Origin of the sequence: Pseudomonas alkylphenolica (assembly GCF_000746525.1) — a bacterium.
Taxonomy (GTDB): domain Bacteria; phylum Pseudomonadota; class Gammaproteobacteria; order Pseudomonadales; family Pseudomonadaceae; genus Aquipseudomonas; species Aquipseudomonas alkylphenolica.
In genome coordinates this window covers 1,322,776-1,342,199 of the sequence record NZ_CP009048.1, presented here as the reverse complement: position 1 = coordinate 1,342,199, position 19,424 = coordinate 1,322,776, and the positions used below count along the sequence as shown (strand labels likewise).

Here is a 19,424-nt window from a genome sequence, read left to right as displayed (position 1 = left end):
TGAGCCATTGAAATCAATTATGCCTTGGAGTCCACCATGCACAAACCACTGATTATCATCACTGGCGCCAGTTCAGGTATCGGCGAAGCCACTGCACGCTTGCTGTCAAACGCGGGGCATCCATTGCTACTGCTGGCCCGGCGCCTGGAACGAATGCAGGCCCTGGCCCTGCCGAACTGTCTGTGCCGTGCCGTGGATGTCAGTGACCGCGGGGCCTTTGTCGCGGCTGTGCAAGAAGCTGAAAGCCTCTATGGCCCGGCCGATGCGCTGGTCAACAATGCTGGAGTGATGCTGTTGGGGCAGATGCACGAACAGGACCCCGATCAGTGGGAGCAGATGCTCGACGTCAACGTCAAAGGGCTGCTCAATGGCATCCATGCCCTTGTAGGCGGCATGATCGAGCGGCGCCAGGGCACGATCATCAATGTCAGCTCGGTGGCCGGACGCAAGACGTTTCCCAACCATGTGGCCTATGTCGGCACCAAGTTCGCCGTGCATGGCATTTCCGAGAACCTGCGCGAAGAAGTCGCGGCCCACAATGTGCGGGTGGTGACTATCGCTCCGGGCGCGGTGGAAACCGAACTGCTTGGGCATACCACCGATGCCGGGATCAAGGACGGCTACCAGGCCTGGAAAGCCGAAATGGGTGGCCAGGTGCTCAGCGCCGAGGATGTTGCCGGCGCTATCGCCTATGCCTACCAGCAACCGCAACATGTGTGCATCCGCGAAATCGTTCTGGCCGCTACGCGCCAGCAGCCTTGATCAGCGCTGCACCTGGTCTTCACGCACCTGAACGCTGGCGGTCATGCCTGCGCTCAGGGTCACACCCTCGGGAACCTGGTCCAGTTTGATCCGCACCGGAATGCGCTGGGCCAGGCGCACCCAGTTGAACGTTGGCTCGACTTCGGCAAGCAACTGACTGTCGGGGTTGGCATTGCGGTCGGTGATACCGCGGCTGATGCTTTCGACGTGCCCCTGCATGGGCTCACCGGCGCTCATCAACCAGACCTTGACCGGGTCGCCGACACGGATGCGTGGCAGTTTGGTTTCTTCGAAATACGCCTGGACGTAGAAGGTCGAGTCGTCAATCAGCGCCATCACTGGCTGCCCGGCATTGACGTAGTTGCCCTCGGCCAGGCGCAGGTTGGTGATATGGCCATCACGCGGTGCCTTGACCTGGCTGCGGGCCAGGTTGATCTCCGCCGCCTTGACGTCGGCCTGAGCCTGGCGCAATTCACCACGGGCCACTGCGGCATTGATCTGTGCGTTTTCACGCAGTTCGGCGCTGATCGCCTGCGGCCCCAAAGCGGCGCGCCGCGAAGCTTCATGCTCGCGCAGGCGTAACTGCTGCTGGCGGGTTTCGGCCACAGCGCTGGCCTTGTCCAGCGCCGCTTCGAAGCGGTCACGGTCGATCGACATGAGCAATTCGCCAGCCTTGACCTGCTGGTTGTCCTGCACCTTGAGCTCACGCACCCAACCGGAGACGTCCGGGGCAATGATTACCACGTCGGCGCGGATTTTCGCATCGCGGGTCCACGGGGTGAGCATGTAGTACTGCCAGAGTTTCCAGCCGGCAAACACCGCTACTGCCACCAGGCACAAGGTTACTGCGATACGTAGCAATGCACGCATGGTCACTCTCCTTACAAAGGCCCAAGTCCCAGGGTTACCAGGGTCAATACACAAATGAACAATGCGCAATCGAACAACGCCTCATGCCAGACCCAACGCCCCAACGGGGTCAGGCGCAGCAGCAGGCGCACGGCCGCGGTCAGCACCAGGGCCAACACCACGTAAATCAAAAACGGGCTGAGCAACACACCACCCAGCGCCCACTCACGCAACCCCATGAATTTCCTCCTGTCGACGGCACCATTTGCCCCAACTGCGCTGCAACTGCAACACCGCCCCCACCGCCAGGCGTATCGGATCGCTGGGAGGCTGGCGTTGCAGGACCTCGATGAACGCGGCACTGGCGGCATTCAGGCGCTGGCCTCTTCCCGGCGCCGGGCCTCGTGCCAGCACCGCTTCCAGTTGCTGCAGATACTCGCGGTCGGCGCCTGCCAGCGGCGCGCGGGCAACAGCCAGGCAGTGGCGCAGGTGCAACAGCTCATCGCCGATATCCAGGCCATGTACGCCATCATCCCAACGGCCGCGCTCCTGCTCGGTCAATGCCGAGTAATGCCGCGCCAGCTGCAACAAACGGTCGGCCATACGCCCACCGAACCAGGTATCGGCACCGCGCAGCTCACGGCGGGTCAAGCGCACCAGGTCGTTCTGGGTCGCGGCGCGCAGGCGGCGTCCGTGCCAGGCCGGATTACGCAGCACCAACAGTTTGAACGCCAGCACCGCCGCCCCCACGCCGATCAGCATGGCCTGGGCACTGTTGAGAAAGGTCGCAACCTCAAAGCTCATGGCATTGAGTGGCGCTACCAGGACGATGAAATGCAGGCAGTAGGACGTGGCGGTCGCCCCAATACGCGGGTTGGCCATGCCCAATGCGCCAAAGAACAACGGCACGCCCATGGCCATGCACAGCATGGGAAAGCCGCTCCACTGCGGCAGCAGGATCTGCCCGACCACAAACGCCACGGGCATGGCCAGCAGAATCCCACGCAGAAAGCTCATACCGATCTGCGCGCCGTTCTCACGGCTGGCAAACAGGCTGCAGACCACACAGGTCAGCACCAGGCCGCCAGGAGCCGCGGTCCAGGCGGTGGCCAGCCAGAAACCGGCCATGGCCAAAAAAGCCAGGGCACTGCGCGAACCGAACAACAGTGCCAGCGGCAGATCACGATGCGCGGCCAGGCTGTCGGGGACATCCGCGGGTGCCTTGCCCTCCTCCACCGCGCGTAGAGCCAGGGTCGCGGCCATGGCGTTGTCCAGCAGCAAGGTCAGGCGTGCCAGACAATAATGTTCGGCCGAGCTGATACTGTCATCGTGCGCCGCATCCCAGACCCGTTGACGCAGGCGTGACAGGCCGGCCTGATCGGGTGCGGCCAGGGCATCATGCACCTCATCAAGCCAAGGTTGCAGATGTAGCGCCTGGGCTTCATCCAGCTGTTGCCACTGCCGCCGCACCGAGCGGGCGATGCGCAGGAGAATCAGCAATTTCTGACTCAATCCGCGGATTGCCCTGGCACGCTCTCGGCCAAGACGCCCTTCGAACCAGGCATGTTCACGCTGGGCGTCGACGGCAACGATGCGCCCGAGAATTTCCAGCAAGCCCTTGCGCGCCTGAGCTTCACCGGTCAGGGTCGCGCTGGCCGCCTGTAAACCACTGAGCCATGCCTGGCGCGCCTGCCCCCCTAGCTGTTGTTCAACGCGCATGGGCCAGAGCAAGGCGCTGGTCACCGTGGCGCAGATAATCCCCAGGCAGATCTCGGTACAGCGCGCCACGGCCTGGTCGAACACCGCCAGCGGATGATTGATCGCCGGCAAGGCGATGATCGCTACGGTGTAACCGGCCAACACGAACGAATAAGCCCAGGCGCTGCGCAGCATGGTCGAGCCAGCGGTGCACAAGGCCAGCCACAGCGCCAAAGCCAACAGGAACAACCAGGGCGTCTGTGCAAACAGCCCCATGAACAGCACTGACATGGCCGTGCCGACCAGGGTCCCGAACAGCCGCGCCAGGCCTTTTTGCAAAACCATGCCCGACAAGGGCTGGGCAACGATAAAGGCCGTCATCAGTGCCCAGGCCGGTTGCTCCAGCCCCCAGCGCAGTGCCAGCCACAAGGCCAGGCCACCGCCCAGCAAAGTCTTGATGGCAAATTGCACGGCGAGTTTGTTCGGCGCCAACAGGGCCTGCAAAGTGATGGGCACGGGACGAACCTTGGCTGACTGTGTTGTAACGATAGACAGGATGAGGTGAAAGAATCAGGAACAGATTATTAGCTAGCTAACTAATAAAAGTCCAGTGCAGCGGAAAGGTTTCTTGCGGACAAAAAAAGGGGCGACCGAAGTCGCCCTAAATGCCTTGCGTGCTCGTGTACCGGAAGAATCAGCGCTGTTTGCGCTTGTTCGAGTCCTTCCAGATGAAAATTCCGAATCCGACAAAGAACAGCAGCATCAGGCCGACTGTAATGACTCCAGCGATAACCACATTATCGAAGAACATGTCGGCCTCCATTTGCCTGCACCTGTCTGATGGGCTCAAGGTAACCAATGGATGGCGAAAGGAAATTGACCGAGGTCAATAGCGCCCGGAACCGGGCGCGCAAGGCGGGTGCAGGCTTGACCTGCATCAAGTTTTCAACGCTTCTTGGGTTTGCCCTTGGGCTTTTTCTTGGCCTTGCCCAGCGGCATGGCCTGTTCAAACGCCTGGCGTACTTCGTTCAGGCGTTTTTCATTGAGGTCGTGGACCCGCCGGGCGCGTTCGGCACCGAGGTCGATCAGGTTGTCATCTTGGCTCATGGTCTGACTCAGGAAGCGGACTGCGATCCGTTCATAATGAAGGCTGTTGCCTGCGCTGACCAGTGACAGCACTGCACGCTCAGACTTCGATATCCACCAACAGCCCCTGACGCGACTGTTCACCCATCAGTGGCGCAACGGGCACGGTGTTGTCAGCGTTGACTTCATCTCCCGGCAACGGCTGGTAGAGCTCGTCGTCTCTGGCCGACTGGCGTCGGCCCTGGTGGCGTCGCTGCTCTTCACGCAGCAACAGCGCCGACTTTTCCGGGTCGCGGTGTTTCAGGTCGATCGCCCCTTCACTGGACGTTGGCTGCGCAGGCACCACCGGCTTGATGTCGGGGGTCGGCTTGACCGGGTCCAGTTGCGATGTCACGGGTGCAGCACTAAGCGGAATGATGGGCGGCAGCATGGGCAGATCTCCTGTCGCCACTGTGTCGGCTAGCCAACAGAGGCCTTGAGCCAACAAGCAAGAATATGAGGGGCTGATTACAGCAAGCACTGGCTCGAAGTATAGCTGCAGCGGTTTTTGTCGCTGATATTGCTAGACTCTTTGGTCTGCACAGTCCTATCCGTTAAGATAGTCGGCTTTTCAAAGCGGGAGTCAGGCAGTATGGCGCAGCAGTATCAACCGGGGCAACGCTGGATCAGCGACAGCGAAGCCGAGCTAGGTCTGGGGACCGTTCTGGCACAGGACGGCCGCTTGTTGACCGTGCTCTACCCGGCCACTGGCGACACCCGCCAGTACTCCCTGCGCAATGCGCCCCTGACCCGGGTGCGCTTCTCGCCCGGTGACCAGATCACCCACTTCGAAGGCTGGAAACTGACCGTTCGCGAGGTCGATGACGTCGACGGCCTGCTGGTTTACCACGGGCTCGACGGGCAGAACCAGGCCTGCACGCTGCCGGAAACCCAACTGTCGAACTTCATCCAGTTCCGCTTGGCCAGCGACCGCCTGTTCGCCGGACAGATCGACCCGTTGCCGTGGTTCTCGCTGCGCTACAACACCCTGGAACACACCAGCCGCCAGTTGCAATCCGCGCTGTGGGGCCTGGGCGGCACCCGCGCCCAACCTATCGCCCACCAGCTGCATATCGCCCGCGAAGTCGCCGACCGTATTGCCCCACGGGTGCTGCTGGCCGATGAAGTGGGCCTGGGCAAGACCATCGAGGCCGGCCTGGTGATCCACCGCCAGTTGCTCTCGGGCCGTGCCAGCCGTGTGCTGATCCTGGTGCCGGAGAACCTGCAGCACCAGTGGCTGGTAGAGATGCGCCGCCGCTTCAACCTGCAGGTAGCGCTGTTCGACGCCGAGCGCTTTATCGAAAGCGACGCCAGCAACCCGTTTGAAGATGCCCAGTTGGCGCTGGTCGCCCTGGAATGGCTGACCGAAGACGAAAAAGCCCAGGACGCACTGTTCGCCGCCGGCTGGGACTTGCTGGTAGTCGACGAAGCCCATCACCTGGTCTGGCATGAAGAGCAGGTCAGCCCTGAGTATGGTCTGGTCGAGCAACTGGCCCAGGTCATTCCTGGTGTCCTGCTGCTGACCGCAACCCCTGAGCAACTGGGCCAGGACAGCCACTTCGCGCGCCTGCGCCTGCTCGATCCGAACCGTTTCCATGACCTGGCGGCCTTCCGTGCCGAAAGCGAGCACTATCGCCCGGTCGCCGAAGCGGTACAGGAGCTGCTGGACGAAGGTCGCCTGTCGGCCAAAGCCCACGCCACCATCGAAGGCTTCCTCGGTGCCGAAGGCGAAGCCCTGCTCGCCGCGGTCAACGACGGCGACACCCAGGCCAGCGCGCGCTTGATTCGCGAGCTGCTCGATCGCCACGGTACCGGCCGCGTACTGTTCCGCAACACCCGTGCCGCCGTTCAGGGCTTTCCGGAACGCAATCTGCACCCTTATCCGCTGCCAAGCCCCGATCAATACATGGAGCTGCCGGTTGGCGAACACGCCGAACTGTACCCTGAGGTGGCGTTCCAGTCTCAGGGCGACACTGACGAAGAAGAACGCTGGTGGCGCTTCGACCCTCGGGTCGACTGGCTGATCGACACCCTGAAGATGCTCAAGCGGGTCAAGGTTCTGGTGATCTGCGCCCACGCCGAAACCGCCATGGACCTGGAAGACGCCCTGCGCGTACGTTCCGGGATTCCGGCCACGGTGTTCCATGAAGGCATGAGCATCCTCGAACGTGACCGTGCCGCCGCCTACTTCGCTGACGAAGAATTCGGCGCGCAAGTGCTGATCTGCTCGGAAATCGGCAGTGAAGGCCGCAACTTCCAGTTCGCCCATCACCTGGTGCTGTTCGACCTGCCTGCCCACCCTGACCTGCTCGAGCAGCGTATCGGTCGTCTCGACCGTATCGGCCAGAAGCACACCATCGAACTGCATGTACCGTACCTGCAGAACAGCCCGCAAGAGCGCCTGTTCCAATGGTACGACCAGGCACTGAACGCCTTCCTCGCCACCTGCCCGACCGGCAACGCCCTGCAACATCAGTTCGGCCCACGCCTGCTGCCACTGCTCGAAAGTGGTGACGACGGTGAATGGCAAGTTCTGGTCGATGAGGCCCGCGCCGAGCGTGAGCGCCTGGAAGCCGAGCTGCATAGCGGTCGCGACCGCCTGCTGGAGCTCAACTCCGGTGGCGCTGGCGAAGGTCAGGCCCTGGTCGAGGCGATCCTTGAGCAAGACGATCAGTTCGCTCTGCCGATCTACATGGAAACCCTGTTTGACGCCTTCGGCATCGACAGCGAAGACCACTCGGAAAACGCCCTGATCCTCAAGCCGAGCGAAAAAATGCTCGACGCCAGCTTCCCGCTGGGCGACGACGAAGGTGTCACCATCACCTACGACCGCAACCAGGCGCTGTCTCGCGAAGACATGCAGTTCATTACCTGGGAGCACCCGATGGTCCAGGGCGGCATGGACCTGGTGCTGTCCGGTTCGATGGGCAACACCGCGGTGGCGCTGATCAAGAACAAGGCACTCAAACCCGGCACCGTGCTGCTCGAACTGCTGTACGTCAGCGAAGTGGTCGCTCCGCGTGCCCTGCAACTGGGCCGTTACCTGCCACCGGCGGCACTGCGCTGCCTGCTCGACACGAACGGCAACGACCTGGCCTCGCGCGTATCGTTCGAAACCCTCAACGACCAGCTCGAGAGCGTGCCGAAGGCCAGCGCCAACAAGTTCATCCAGGCCCAGCGCGATGTGCTGACGCCACGGATCAACAGTGGTGAAGCCAAGATCATGCCGCGCCACGCCGAACGTGTTGCCGAAGCGCAGCGTCGCCTGGCGGCGGAAACCGACGAAGAGCTGGCACGCCTGACCGCATTGCAAGCGGTCAACCCGAGCGTGCGCGACAGCGAGATCGACGCGGTGCGCAAGCAACGTGAACAAGGCCTGGCGATGCTGGATAAAGCTGCGCTGCGCCTGGAAGCGATCCGGGTGTTGGTCGCCGGGTAAATCCAGTCGATCTCATCGCGGGGCAAGCCCGCTCCCACCATGATTGATGTAATCCTGGTGGGAGCGGGCTTGCCCCGCGATGCTTTAGAACCCCCCGCTATTACCCCAATACCCAAATCGTAGAAGTCAAAGTGCCATTAATCCGCATGGGTTAGTGCCCTCTTCCTATACTCCTGCAGAACAGTCTCCAGACAGGCTTTTGGGGGACGAGTGAAAACTCGACAAAGAGGCAGGCTATGGAGTGGCTGGGGCTACAGATGCTCGTCGATCTTCCGGCAAACGGACAGATCATTCTAGAGTGCCAGTACAACCCTTACCTGGTCGTACTTGCCTTTCTGGTCGCTGGCGCAGGCAGCTTCGCCACCTTGAGCATGGCTGAACGCCTGAATCATGTAGAGCAGCCCGTGGCCCAGCGCCAATGGCGTCTGCTCGGCGCCTGCTGCCTGGCCGGTGGTGTCTGGGCCCTGCATTTCATCAGCATGCTGGCCTTCCAGGCGCCCATTGAGCTCCACTACGACTTCGCCCTGACAGGCTTGTCGTTGATCGTCATGCTGTTCGCCGGCTGGCTGGCGATGAACACCCTGGGCCGCAATGACCTGCGTGTCCGCCATTTCCTCCAGGCCGCCACCTGCATCGGCCTGGGTATCGCTGCGATGCATTACATCGGCATGTCCGCGATGCGCTCCAACGCCGAACAATTCTATCGTCCGGACATGTTCGCCGCCTCGATTGCAGTTGCCATCATCACCAGCCTGCTGGCCCTGTTGCTGGCTCGCTACTTTCGCTATGGCAGCGGCACCCTTCATCTGTTGCTCAAATACGCGGCCAGCCTGCTGATGGCCGGCGGCATATTCGCCACCCACTTCACCGGTATGGCGGGCATGACCCTGATTATCCCCAACGACGCGGTGGTGGTCCTGCCAGGTGCCGACAACAACCTGCAACTGGGCCTGACCATTGCCTTCATCACCCTGCTGGTCAGCGCCAGCAGTATCAGTGCCGCCCTCTCCGACCAGAAACTGCAAAGCAAGGAGCACGACCTGCGCCGGGTCAATGTCCTGCTCAGCCAGCTGGATCAGGCGCGGGTGTCGCTGCAGCAGGCCGCTCATTACGACGCCCTGACCAACCTGATCAACCGGCGCGGCTTCAATCAGGTGTTTGCCGAGCGCCTGGTCGAACAGACCACCAATGAAGGCATGCTGGCGGTGATGTTCCTCGATATCGACCATTTCAAACGAATCAATGACAGCCTTGGTCACGATGCCGGCGATGAGCTGCTCAAAGTCATTGCCGGCTACATCAAGGCGGCGACCCGTAGCCAGGACGTAGTGGCCCGCTTTGGTGGTGACGAGTTCTGCATCCTGACTGCCTTGAGCAGCCGCGAAGAAGCCCGGCACCTTGCCCAACGCATCATGCAAAAAATGAAAGAGCCGATCGACCTGGCCGGACGGCGCATGGTCATGACCACCAGCATTGGTATCAGCGTCTTCCCCGACGACGGCCGCAGCTGTGATGAACTGCTCAAGAATGCCGATCTGGCGCTGTATCAGTCCAAAGGCTGCGGACGTAACAGCCTGAATTTCTTCAATAGCAGCCTCAAGACCCGCGCCACGCTGGAGCTGCAACTGGAAGAAGAGCTGCGCATTGCCCTGCTCGAAGAGCGGGGCCTGCGTATTCACTACCAGCCGATTTTCGACCTGCACACCGGTCAGGTGGCCAAACTTGAAGCCCTGGTGCGCTGGCAACATCCGCAGCACGGTTTGCTCAGCCCGGAGCGTTTCATTGGCATTGCCGAAGCCAACGGCCTGATCGCCGACCTTGATCTGTGGGTGCTACGCCATGCTTGTGAAGACCTGGCGCAACTTAATCGTCATGGTTATGGCCAATTGAAGGTCACGGTCAATTGCTCGGCGTTGACCCTCGGTCGTGAAACACTGGTCAGAGAGGTTGAGGACGCCCTGCAGCAGGCCGGGCTTTCAGCCGGTCAGCTGGAACTGGAAGTCACCGAAAACGCGCTGATGGGCAACATTCACAGCACCATCGCCCTGCTCAAGGACATTCGCGCCCTCGGTGTCTCGCTGTCGATCGATGACTTTGGCACTGGCTACTCATCGCTGGCCTATCTCAAGCGCCTGCCTCTGGACACCCTGAAGATTGATCGCTCCTTCATTCAGGATGTGCCACGCTGCCGACAGGATATGGAGATTGTCCAGGCAATCATCGTCATGGCCCATACCCTGCACCTGCAGGTGATCACCGAAGGTGTGGAATCCATCGAGCAGTATCAGTTCCTCGCCCAGCAGGGCTGCGACTTTGCCCAGGGCTATCTGCTCAGCCACCCGGTACCCTTGGGTGAGCTACGCGCCATCCTCAGTCAGCTTGATCAACGCGATGAGTCGTCGCTGGTCAGCTTCAATCCTTACGCCGGTACAGATCGATCAATGTCGCCGGATCTTTTTGCAGATAGCCCTGACTTCCGTGCAGGCGCATCAGCTGCGCGGCCAGGCCACTGAGCGGCGTTGCCGAACCCTGTTCGCGCGAGAATTTCACTGCTGTATCCAGATCCTTGAGCAAGGTACGTACATGCCATTTGACCGGTTCGAAGCAGCTCTGCGCCATTTGCGGTGCCAGAATCTGCAACGGCCTGGAATCGGCAAAGCCACCAGCCAGGGCTTCAGCAATAAGGCTGGCATCGACGCCGGATTGCTCGGCGAGCGCCACCACCTCGGCAATCACCAAAGCGTTGCAGGCCACGATCATCTGGTTGCAGGCCTTGGTTACCTGCCCTGCCCCGACCGGGCCCATATGGGTAACCCGTTGGCCGAGGGTCAACAGCACCGGGCGCACGCGTTCAAGGTCTGGCGCATCTCCGCCGACCATGATCGCCAGACTGCCCGCCTCGGCCCCTGGCGTGCCACCTGAGACCGGCGCATCGAGCCAGCTCATGCCACTGAGCGCAGCCAGTTCCGCGGCCATCTCCCGGGTCGCGGTCGGCTCCAGGCTGGAGAAATCCACCAGTAACTGCCCGGCCTTGGCCCCCTTGGCCACACCTTCGGGACCGAACACCACCTCACGCACCACCGCCGTATCGGCCAGGCACAAGAGCACCAGATCAGCCGCCTGACACAGCTCGGCCGGGGTCTCCACCTGCCGCGCGCCCGCCTCGACCAGCGCTGCACACTTGTCCGGCGAACGGTTCCAGACGGTCAACGGATACCCCGCCGCCAACAAGCGCCGACACATCGGCAATCCCATCAGACCGATTCCGGCAAACCCCAGTGAAGGACGTGCAGTGCTCATGAACAGCTCCAGGCAGATTAAAGAAGTTGAAAGATTGGACGATTCAGTTTGCAGGCGTGGCAAGGAAAACTCCTATAGCACTAGGGCAGACCCCTATCGCTCACGCCAAATGCGCACTGATACAGTCGCGAAACTTATCCAGTGATGGCTCTATGATATCTACTAGAACAGCCACCCACCCCCAGGCAAATGGCGCAAAATGACCTCCAAGACTACTTCTGCCAACGCGGTTTCCGAGCTGACTTCACCCACTCCCGCGTTCAGCGCTCCAGGGCCCAGAGAATTCTACAGCCCGCGAACGCTTAACCCGCAGCAGTACCTGTATTTCACCGAGCCCGATATCCAGCGCATCCTCGACAACCTCGACGGCCTGCGTGATCTGGTGTTTCCGCCCAGTGTCCACGTCGAAGACGATAGCCAGCTACGCCTGGATCAGCAGTTCCCGTCGGTCTGCCTGATCGGCCTGGGCCGTTGCGGCTCGAACATCGCCCTCGATGTCGCCGAACTTGTATACAACGCCCGCACCTTCTATCTCAACGAATTCAACAACGAAGACCGCACCGGCAGCGAGCCCACCTACAGCCCCGCACGCTGGATCCGCAACAATCTGCGCCTGGTACAGAACAAGGGCAGCAAGCCGGTGTTCCTGGTTGAGCCGCTGGTAATGCTGGGCGACCTGGACAAAGACATTGCCGGTCGTATCCGCTTCTCGCGCAAGGGTGAAAAAAGCGGCTTCATCCGCGACTACAGCAAGATGAAGATCATGGACCTCTCGGAAGTCCATGCCGGGGGCGCCGGTAACGCGCCGATCCTCGGCCAGTACCTGGCCAAGATCATCCTCAACAAGGAAACCCATCGTTTTTCCAGCGCCGACTGGAAACTGATCCACTCGTATCTGATCGACTCCTGCGGGATCAAGGCCAACCAGTCGCGGTTGTACTTCTACATTTTCAGCGCCGGTGGTGGTACCGGTTCGGGCATGGCCTCGGAGTTCGGCCTGGCCCAGCAGTACTCGTACATGAACAAGACCTTCGACACCAAGCCGGCCGACGAAAACGACGGCAAGAGCGGACACTCGTTCGTCTTCGAACCGATCTTCACCAGCGGCATCTGCGTACTGCCGAACATTTCCGATCACCGCAGCGAAATGTCCGAGGCTTTGCACATCAACGCCGGACGCCTGTTGTGCAAGTACCTGTCCGAAGAATGGGACTTCTCCTATAACTTCGACAATGAAGACAGCAGCGAAGCCAGCGTCATGGGGCGCATCCGCCCGTGGAACGCGATGATGCTGATTTCCAACGACATCATGCGTTACGCCGAAGAGAATGATGACGGCAACATCCAGAACATTGATGTCAATGCCATGGAAAAGCACGCCAACCAGTACATCTCCCAGCAGATCTTCAACATCCTGACCGCCCAGGCGGTGACTACCGACTACGACCAGAACTACTTCCGTCGTGCCGGCATCGACATCGGCGAAACCATTCGCCTGGATGCCAACGACCTGTTCATGAGCCTGGCCGGCCCCGTAGCCATTGCCTACGCGGAGTCCGTAGTACCGGAACAGCCGTCACCGAATTCGGATAAATTCAAAGTGTTCGAGAAGGACCAGCCGCGTCTGAACATCGACGACCTGTTCTTCCGCTCCATCGACCTGCCGCACTTCAACAAGGTGACCCAGGCGATCGAAGGCATCAGCCTGTTGCCGATCGAGTCCAAGCGCTATCGCGCAGCGCTGGAACAGTACAAGGCCTCCGGTTATGACGCGGCGGCCCTGCACGACCTGCACTTCTTCAAGAACTGTTCGTCGGTGGTGTCGATCGTCTCCCTGCCCAAGGACTACAAACTCTCGTACATGGACCTGAACCGGCTCAAGACCCACCTCAACAGCCTGTTCCCCAACACCACCCTCAAGCGCTATGCCCTGGTGATCGGCGCTTCGGCGAACCTGTCGCTGACTACCTTGATCGCCAAGAGCCCATGCCTGTCGGACGACTTCCTGACCTTGATCGTGGCCTTCATCAAGCGCTGCTTTGCGCGTAACCCGTACCGTTTCGACGACACCCTGGACAACGCCATCCTGGAGTTCATCACCAGCGATACCTTCGATGAAGAACGCATCGATGATCTGCTCAATGAATTCGAAAACCCGGCGAAAATCCTCGATACCAACTGGTACGCGATAAAGCCGATGTACGAGAAGAAGTACCGCGAGCTGATCAACGACAAGAGCAAGTTCGTCTCGATCAATGACATTCGACTGTCGCGCGAATGCGTGAAGAAGGCAGTGAAGTACCTGCGCGAAATCTTCCGTCACCGGATCGGCAAGACCCGGGTGATTTCGCTGAACAGTCATACTGGAAAAGTGGATTACTGATCAGAAGCATCGCGGGGCAAGCCCGCTCCTACAGGTAATCCTGTGGGAGCGGGCTTGCCCCGCGATCTGTTACCGTTAACGTTAAGCACACTCAACTGTTACCAACAGCCACCCTCGCTGAACAGTCCCGCGCACCAAAATCTCCTCGCTGCTTGTTTTCACGCACCAATCTGGGGCGCGCTCAGGCTTTTTTCTTTTCCTGAATCACAATAAACGGCGAAACCACCACCGCCCAGATCTCTGGATCGCGGCTCTGAAGGTCTAGCGCTTGCTCGGCAGACAGCGGGCCAACAGTGCCAGCATTGCGCCATGCAGCGAAGGTTTCGCTGCGGTTCTCGGCCATTGCCTGTGCAACTTCGATCAGGTCCAGGTGCTCGCTGACCCAAATCAGGTCACCTTTGGCCCAAAAACGCTCCAGGGCTTTCCACTCGATTACTGCGGTCTCGCCGAGCAGTTTGGCATAGAGGGTGCTTGGTTGATCAGTCATGGGTTCCTGCCAGAAATAATTCGACTACTGTAAGAGGTCGGTATTTTTGCAGAAAAACCCGGTTTCAAATAAGTAATTGATCGAAAAGGACTTGAAAGCGAAGGATTGCCACGGGAATCAGGGCAAGACCAAGCCGCTTTCTTGTAAGTTTCTGTCAATTAAGCGACACGCGCCGAATTTGCCCCAGCGGGCCTGCTTTTCAAGCGACGAAGCAGCGCTCTACACTGTACCGGTACAGTTGCCAGGGCAAAATCGGAGCACTCCGGTCCTCAAGCTCTGGCCGCAGGACTATAAAAATTACAACAGAATGAGTGGAGCACTATGAGTAAGGCTACTAAGCAGATTTCCAAGCTGTTTGCCGCAATGGTACTGGCCGGGGTTGCCAGCCATTCGTTTGCAGCCGATACCATCAAGATCGGCATCGCCGGCCCGAAAACCGGTCCGGTTACTCAGTACGGCGACATGCAGTTCGTCGGTGCAAAGCAGGCGATCAAAGACATCAACGCCAAGGGCGGCGTTGACGGCAAGATGCTTGAAGCCAAAGAATACGACGATGCCTGCGACCCTAAACAGGCCGTAGCCGTAGCCAACAAAGTGGTCAACGACGGCGTCAAATACGTAGTCGGCCACCTGTGCTCCAGCTCCACCCAGCCCGCCTCCGACATTTATGAAGACGAAGGCGTGATCATGATCACCCCGGCTGCCACCAGCCCGGAAATCACCAGCCGCGGTTACAAACTGGTCTTCCGCACCATTGGCCTGGACAGCGCCCAGGGTCCAGCCGCCGGTAACTACATCGCCGACCACGTCAAACCGAAAGTGGTTGCCGTCCTGCACGACAAGCAGCAATACGGTGAAGGCATCGCCACCGCGGTCAAGCAGACCCTGGAAGGCAAAGGCACCAAGGTTGCCGTCTTCGAAGGCCTGAACGCCGGTGACAAAGACTTCTCCTCGATCATCCAGAAGCTCAAGCAAGCCAACGTCGACTTCGTCTACTACGGCGGCTACCACCCAGAGCTGGGCCTGATCCTGCGCCAAGCCCAGGAAAAAGGCCTGAAAGCCAAGTTCATGGGCCCAGAAGGTGTCGGTAACGACTCGATCTCGCAAATCGCCCAGAACGCCTCCGAAGGCCTGCTGGTAACCCTGCCGAAGTCGTTCGACGCCGATCCTGCGAACAAGGCAATCGTTGACGCCATCAAGGCCGATGGCAAGGACCCGAGCGGCCCGTTCGTGTTCCCGGCCTACTCCGCTGTCCAGCTGATCGCCGAGGGCATCAAGTCTGCCAAATCCGAAGACACCGACAAAGTGGCTTCAGCCATTCACGCCGGTACCTTCAAGACCCCGACTGGCGACCTGTCGTACGACGACAAGGGCGACCTGAAAGACTTCAAATTCGTGGTCTACGAATGGCATTTCGGCAAACCTAAAACCGAAGTTTCCCCTCAGTAATCCCGTCTGACTACATGACTACAAGCCCACTGTGCGAGCAGTGGGCTTTGTTTTACGAGGTTCATGGGCCTGATTCCCGCGATCCGGGAGCAGGTTCACCTGAAAATCTTAAAACCGTCACCAGCGGTTCGCTGGCAGTTGCCGGTGTCGAAGTGGCTCAAGACCACAAGGCCAGGCCGGGGGCAGCCCCACCAGTGAAATGCGTATCAGGTTTTTAGGAGCGCTGTAATGCCTGAGATCTATCACTTCTTCCAACAGCTGGTTAATGGTCTGACCATTGGCAGCACCTATGCCTTGATAGCCATTGGCTACACAATGGTTTACGGCATCATTGGAATGATCAACTTCGCCCATGGCGAGGTTTACATGATCGGTTCCTACGTGGCCTTCATTGCCCTTGCCGGGCTGGCCATGATGGGTATCGATTCACTGCCGATATTGATGACCGTCGCCTTCGTCGCCACGATCTTCGTAACCAGTGCCTATGGCTACAGTATCGAACGGGTCGCCTACCGCCCCTTGCGTAACAGCAACCGGTTGATCCCGCTGATTTCTGCCATCGGTATGTCGATTTTCCTGCAGAACACCGTATTGCTATCCCAGGACTCCAAGGACAAGTCCATCCCCAACCTGATCCCGGGGAGTATCTCCTTCGGCCCAGGCGGCGCAGAGGAAGTGCTGATCTCTTACATGCAGATCCTGGTTTTCGTCGTCACGCTAGTGGCCATGACCGGTTTGACCCTGTTCATCTCCCGTTCCCGCCTGGGCCGCGCCTGCCGCGCCTGCGCCGAAGACATCAAGATGGCCAACCTGCTGGGTATCAACACCAACAACATCATCGCCCTGACCTTCGTCATCGGTGCCGCTCTGGCGGCTGTGGCGGCGGTACTGCTGAGCATGCAGTACGGCGTGATCAACCCCAACGCCGGATTCCTGGTAGGCCTGAAAGCCTTCACCGCGGCGGTGCTGGGCGGCATCGGCAGTATTCCGGGCGCGATGCTCGGCGGGCTGGTGCTGGGGGTGGCTGAAGCCTTTGGCGCCGACATCTTCGGCGACCAGTACAAGGACGTGGTGGCCTTCGGTCTTTTGGTTCTGGTGCTGTTGTTCCGTCCGACCGGCATCCTCGGCCGTCCGGAGGTTGAAAAAGTATGAACAAAAATCTCAAACAGGCGTTCTTCAGCGCCTTGCTGGTCTGGGCCGTGGCCTTCCCGGTACTGGGCCTGAAGCTCAGCATCGATGGCATCCGCCTGATCGTCCATAGCCAGGGCTCCTTCACCATCACGGTCATTGCCGTGTGCTCGGTGCTGATGTTCCTGCGCGTACTGTTCGACAAGCAATGGGGTGCGCTCACCCGCCGACGCTCGGACCGCAAGCTGATCTCGCCGGCCATGAGCAACTTCCTGACCCTGCCCAAGACCCAGCGCTGGGTGATCATGGGCCTGATCGTGGTTGCCCTGGTCTGGCCGTTCTTCGGTTCGCGCGGCGCAGTCGATATCGCCACCCTGATCCTGATCTACGTACTGCTCGGGCTTGGCCTGAACATCGTGGTCGGTCTGGCCGGCCTGCTCGACCTGGGTTATGTCGGCTTCTACGCCGTCGGCGCCTACACCTATGCCCTGCTATCGCACTACTTCGGCCTGAGCTTCTGGATCTGCCTGCCGCTTGCCGGCCTGATGGCGGCGACCTTCGGCTTCCTGCTCGGCTTCCCGGTATTGCGTTTGCGCGGTGACTACCTGGCCATCGTGACCCTGGGCTTCGGTGAGATCATCCGTCTGTTCCTGCGCAACCTCACCGGGCTGACCGGCGGTCCGAACGGGATCAGCAACATCGAGAAACCGACCTTCTTCGGCCTGACCTTCGAACGCAAGGCTGCTGAAGGCCTGCAGACCTTCCACGAGTTCTTCGGCCTGCAGTACAACTCGATCAACAAGGTGATTTTCCTCTACCTGGTCGCCCTGCTGCTGGCCCTGCTGGCGCTGTTCGTGATCAACCGTCTGCTGCGCATGCCGATCGGGCGTGCCTGGGAAGCGCTGCGTGAAGACGAGATCGCCTGCCGTGCCCTGGGCCTGAACCCGACGGTGATCAAGCTGTCAGCCTTCACCCTCGGTGCCTGCTTCGCCGGTTTCGCCGGTAGCTTCTTCGCCGCACGCCAGGGCCTGGTAACGCCGGAGTCGTTCACCTTCATCGAGTCGGCCATCATCCTCGCCATCGTAGTACTGGGCGGTATGGGTTCGCAGCTGGGCGTGATTCTTGCGGCCATCGTGATGATCCTGCTGCCTGAACTGATGCGCGAATTCAGCGAATACCGCATGTTGATGTTCGGTGCGCTGATGGTGTTGATGATGATCTGGCGTCCGCAAGGCCTGCTGCCTATGCAACGTCCTCATATGGAGCTGCGTCGATGAGCCGCGAAATTCTGCAAGTCAGCGGCCTGAGCATGCGCTTCGGCGGCTTGTTGGCGGTCAACGGCGTGGCCCTGACCGTCAAGGAAAAACAGGTCGTGGCGTTGATCGGCCCCAACGGTGCCGGCAAGACTACGGTGTTCAACTGCCTGACCGGCTTCTACAAGCCCAGTGACGGCACTATCTTGCTCGATGGTCAACCGATCCAGGGCCTGGCCGGTCACGAGATCGCCCGCAAGGGCGTGGTGCGGACCTTCCAGAACGTGCGCCTGTTCAAGGAAATGACCGCGCTGGAGAACCTGCTGATCGCCCAGCACCGGCACCTGAATACCAACTTCCTCGCCGGCCTGCTCAAGACCCCGTCCTTCCGCCGCAGTGAACACGAAGCGAAAGAGTACGCACGGTACTGGCTGGAGAAGGTCAACCTGCTCGAGTTCGCCAACCGTCCAGCCGGCACGCTTGCCTACGGCCAGCAACGTCGCCTGGAAATCGCCCGCTGCATGATGACCCGCCCACGGATCATCATGCTCGACGAACCGGCGGCCGGCCTGAACCCGAAAGAGACCGAAGACCTCAAGGCGCTGATCAGCCTGTTGCGCGAAGAGCACAACGTCACGGTGCTGCTGATCGAGCACGACATGAAGCTGGTCATGAGCATCTCCGACCATATCGTCGTGATCAACCAGGGCACTCCCCTGGCCGACGGTACGCCGGAGCAGATCCGCGACAACCCTGATGTGATCAAAGCTTACCTGGGGGAAGCGTAAATGCTGCAGTTCGAAAACGTTTCCACGTTCTACGGCAAGATCCAGGCGCTGCACAGCGTCAACGTCGAGATCCGCCAGGGCGAGATCGTCACCCTGATCGGCGCCAACGGCGCCGGCAAGTCGACCCTGCTGATGACCCTGTGCGGTTCGCCCCAGGCTCACAGCGGCAGCATCAAGTACCTGGGTGAAGAGCTGGTCGGCCAGCCCTCCTCGCACATCATGCGCAAGAGCATTGCCGTGGTTCCTGAAGGTCGCCGGGTGTTCGCCCGCCTGACCGTGGAAGAGAACCTGGCCATGGGCGGCTTCTTCACCAACAAGGGCGACTATCAGGAGCAGATGGACAAAGTCCTGCAACTGTTCCCACGCTTGAAAGAGCGCTTTAGCCAGCGTGGCGGCACCATGTCCGGTGGCGAGCAGCAAATGCTCGCGATTGGCCGGGCGCTGATGAGCAAGCCCAAGCTACTGTTGCTGGACGAGCCGTCGCTGGGCCTGGCACCGATCATCATCCAGCAGATCTTCGACATCATCGAGCAACTGCGGCGTGATGGCGTGACGGTGTTCCTGGTCGAGCAGAACGCCAACCAGGCCCTGAAAGTCGCCGACCGTGCCTATGTGCTGGAAAACGGCCGGGTGGTGATGCAGGGCACCGGGGAAGCACTGCTGACCGATCCCAAGGTCCGCGACGCCTACCTGGGCGGTTGACCTTCTGCAGCGCAATCGAAAAAAGGCCTACGGGCCTTTTTTCTTGCCCGCTGTAACGCCT

At 60.2% G+C, this 19,424-nt stretch carries 17 protein-coding genes; 9 read left to right on the top strand and 8 right to left on the bottom strand.

Going from position 1 to position 19,424, the window contains the following annotated elements:
- Positions 1 to 36: 36 nt before the first annotated feature.
- On the top strand, positions 37 to 762 hold the full coding sequence (locus tag PSAKL28_RS06245; protein ID WP_038607977.1) for an SDR family oxidoreductase: 726 nt from the start codon (positions 37 to 39) through the stop codon (positions 760 to 762).
- On the opposite strand, the gene PSAKL28_RS06240 is transcribed toward PSAKL28_RS06245, so the two are convergent.
- From PSAKL28_RS06240 to PSAKL28_RS06215, 6 genes are all read right to left on the bottom strand, one after another.
- Positions 763 to 1,632, bottom strand: a complete 870-nt coding sequence (locus tag PSAKL28_RS06240; protein ID WP_038607975.1) for an efflux RND transporter periplasmic adaptor subunit — start codon at positions 1,630 to 1,632, stop codon at positions 763 to 765.
- A gap of 11 nt (positions 1,633 to 1,643) precedes the next feature.
- Positions 1,644 to 1,850, bottom strand: a complete 207-nt coding sequence (locus tag PSAKL28_RS06235) for a DUF1656 domain-containing protein (protein ID WP_038607973.1) — start codon at positions 1,848 to 1,850, stop codon at positions 1,644 to 1,646.
- Positions 1,837 to 3,825 (bottom strand): FUSC family protein, encoded by a 1,989-nt coding sequence (locus tag PSAKL28_RS06230; RefSeq protein WP_038607971.1) that lies wholly within the window; start codon positions 3,823 to 3,825, stop codon positions 1,837 to 1,839. Before PSAKL28_RS06230 ends, PSAKL28_RS06235 begins: the two co-directional genes overlap by 14 nt.
- A gap of 178 nt (positions 3,826 to 4,003) precedes the next feature.
- Complete coding sequence (gene ccoM / locus PSAKL28_RS28380; RefSeq protein WP_038616278.1) at positions 4,004 to 4,120, bottom strand: cytochrome c oxidase subunit CcoM; 117 nt, start codon at positions 4,118 to 4,120, stop codon at positions 4,004 to 4,006.
- A gap of 134 nt (positions 4,121 to 4,254) precedes the next feature.
- A complete protein-coding gene (locus PSAKL28_RS27825) occupies positions 4,255 to 4,416 on the bottom strand; it encodes a hypothetical protein (RefSeq protein WP_010221101.1) in 162 nt (53 codons plus the stop codon).
- Between the two features lie 79 nt (positions 4,417 to 4,495).
- Positions 4,496 to 4,825 (bottom strand): hypothetical protein, encoded by a 330-nt coding sequence (locus tag PSAKL28_RS06215; protein WP_038607967.1) that lies wholly within the window; start codon positions 4,823 to 4,825, stop codon positions 4,496 to 4,498.
- Positions 4,826 to 5,026: 201 nt separating this feature from the next.
- Between PSAKL28_RS06215 and rapA the strand changes: the two genes are divergently transcribed.
- Positions 5,027 to 7,873: an RNA polymerase-associated protein RapA gene (gene rapA, locus PSAKL28_RS06210; protein WP_038607965.1), complete on the top strand. Its 2,847-nt coding sequence runs from the start codon at positions 5,027 to 5,029 to the stop codon at positions 7,871 to 7,873.
- A gap of 236 nt (positions 7,874 to 8,109) precedes the next feature.
- Positions 8,110 to 10,386, top strand: coding sequence for a putative bifunctional diguanylate cyclase/phosphodiesterase (locus PSAKL28_RS06205; protein ID WP_038607963.1), 2,277 nt, complete (start codon positions 8,110 to 8,112; stop codon positions 10,384 to 10,386).
- Here the strand turns inward: PSAKL28_RS06205 and PSAKL28_RS06200 are convergent.
- The gene (locus tag PSAKL28_RS06200) at positions 10,286 to 11,173 is read right to left on the bottom strand and encodes an NAD(P)-dependent oxidoreductase (protein WP_038607960.1); all 888 of its coding nucleotides are present in this window, start codon (positions 11,171 to 11,173) and stop codon (positions 10,286 to 10,288) included. The two genes, PSAKL28_RS06205 and PSAKL28_RS06200, sit on opposite strands and share 101 nt — an antisense overlap.
- A gap of 199 nt (positions 11,174 to 11,372) precedes the next feature.
- On the opposite strand from PSAKL28_RS06200, the gene PSAKL28_RS06195 reads away from it, so the two are divergent.
- Positions 11,373 to 13,556, top strand: a complete 2,184-nt coding sequence (locus tag PSAKL28_RS06195) for a hypothetical protein (protein WP_038607957.1) — start codon at positions 11,373 to 11,375, stop codon at positions 13,554 to 13,556.
- A gap of 181 nt (positions 13,557 to 13,737) precedes the next feature.
- Here PSAKL28_RS06195 and PSAKL28_RS06190 read toward each other — a convergent pair whose 3' ends face one another.
- Positions 13,738 to 14,043: a DUF2288 domain-containing protein gene (locus tag PSAKL28_RS06190; RefSeq protein WP_038607954.1), complete on the bottom strand. Its 306-nt coding sequence runs from the start codon at positions 14,041 to 14,043 to the stop codon at positions 13,738 to 13,740.
- Between the two features lie 321 nt (positions 14,044 to 14,364).
- Between PSAKL28_RS06190 and PSAKL28_RS06185 the strand changes: the two genes are divergently transcribed.
- The 5 genes from PSAKL28_RS06185 to PSAKL28_RS06165 all read left to right on the top strand — a co-directional run bounded on the left by PSAKL28_RS06185 (position 14,365) and on the right by PSAKL28_RS06165 (position 19,363).
- Entirely contained in the window at positions 14,365 to 15,492 is a 1,128-nt protein-coding gene (locus PSAKL28_RS06185; protein ID WP_038607951.1) for a branched-chain amino acid ABC transporter substrate-binding protein, read from the top strand.
- A gap of 228 nt (positions 15,493 to 15,720) precedes the next feature.
- Positions 15,721 to 16,644, top strand: coding sequence for a high-affinity branched-chain amino acid ABC transporter permease LivH (gene livH, locus PSAKL28_RS06180; RefSeq protein WP_028943524.1), 924 nt, complete (start codon positions 15,721 to 15,723; stop codon positions 16,642 to 16,644).
- A complete protein-coding gene (locus tag PSAKL28_RS06175; protein ID WP_038607949.1) occupies positions 16,641 to 17,897 on the top strand; it encodes a high-affinity branched-chain amino acid ABC transporter permease LivM in 1,257 nt (418 codons plus the stop codon). Before livH ends, PSAKL28_RS06175 begins: the two co-directional genes overlap by 4 nt.
- Positions 17,894 to 18,661: a high-affinity branched-chain amino acid ABC transporter ATP-binding protein LivG gene (gene livG, locus PSAKL28_RS06170; RefSeq protein WP_038607946.1), complete on the top strand. Its 768-nt coding sequence runs from the start codon at positions 17,894 to 17,896 to the stop codon at positions 18,659 to 18,661. Before PSAKL28_RS06175 ends, livG begins: the two co-directional genes overlap by 4 nt.
- Positions 18,662 to 19,363: an ABC transporter ATP-binding protein gene (locus PSAKL28_RS06165; RefSeq protein ID WP_038607943.1), complete on the top strand. Its 702-nt coding sequence runs from the start codon at positions 18,662 to 18,664 to the stop codon at positions 19,361 to 19,363.
- Positions 19,364 to 19,424 lie beyond the last annotated feature (61 nt).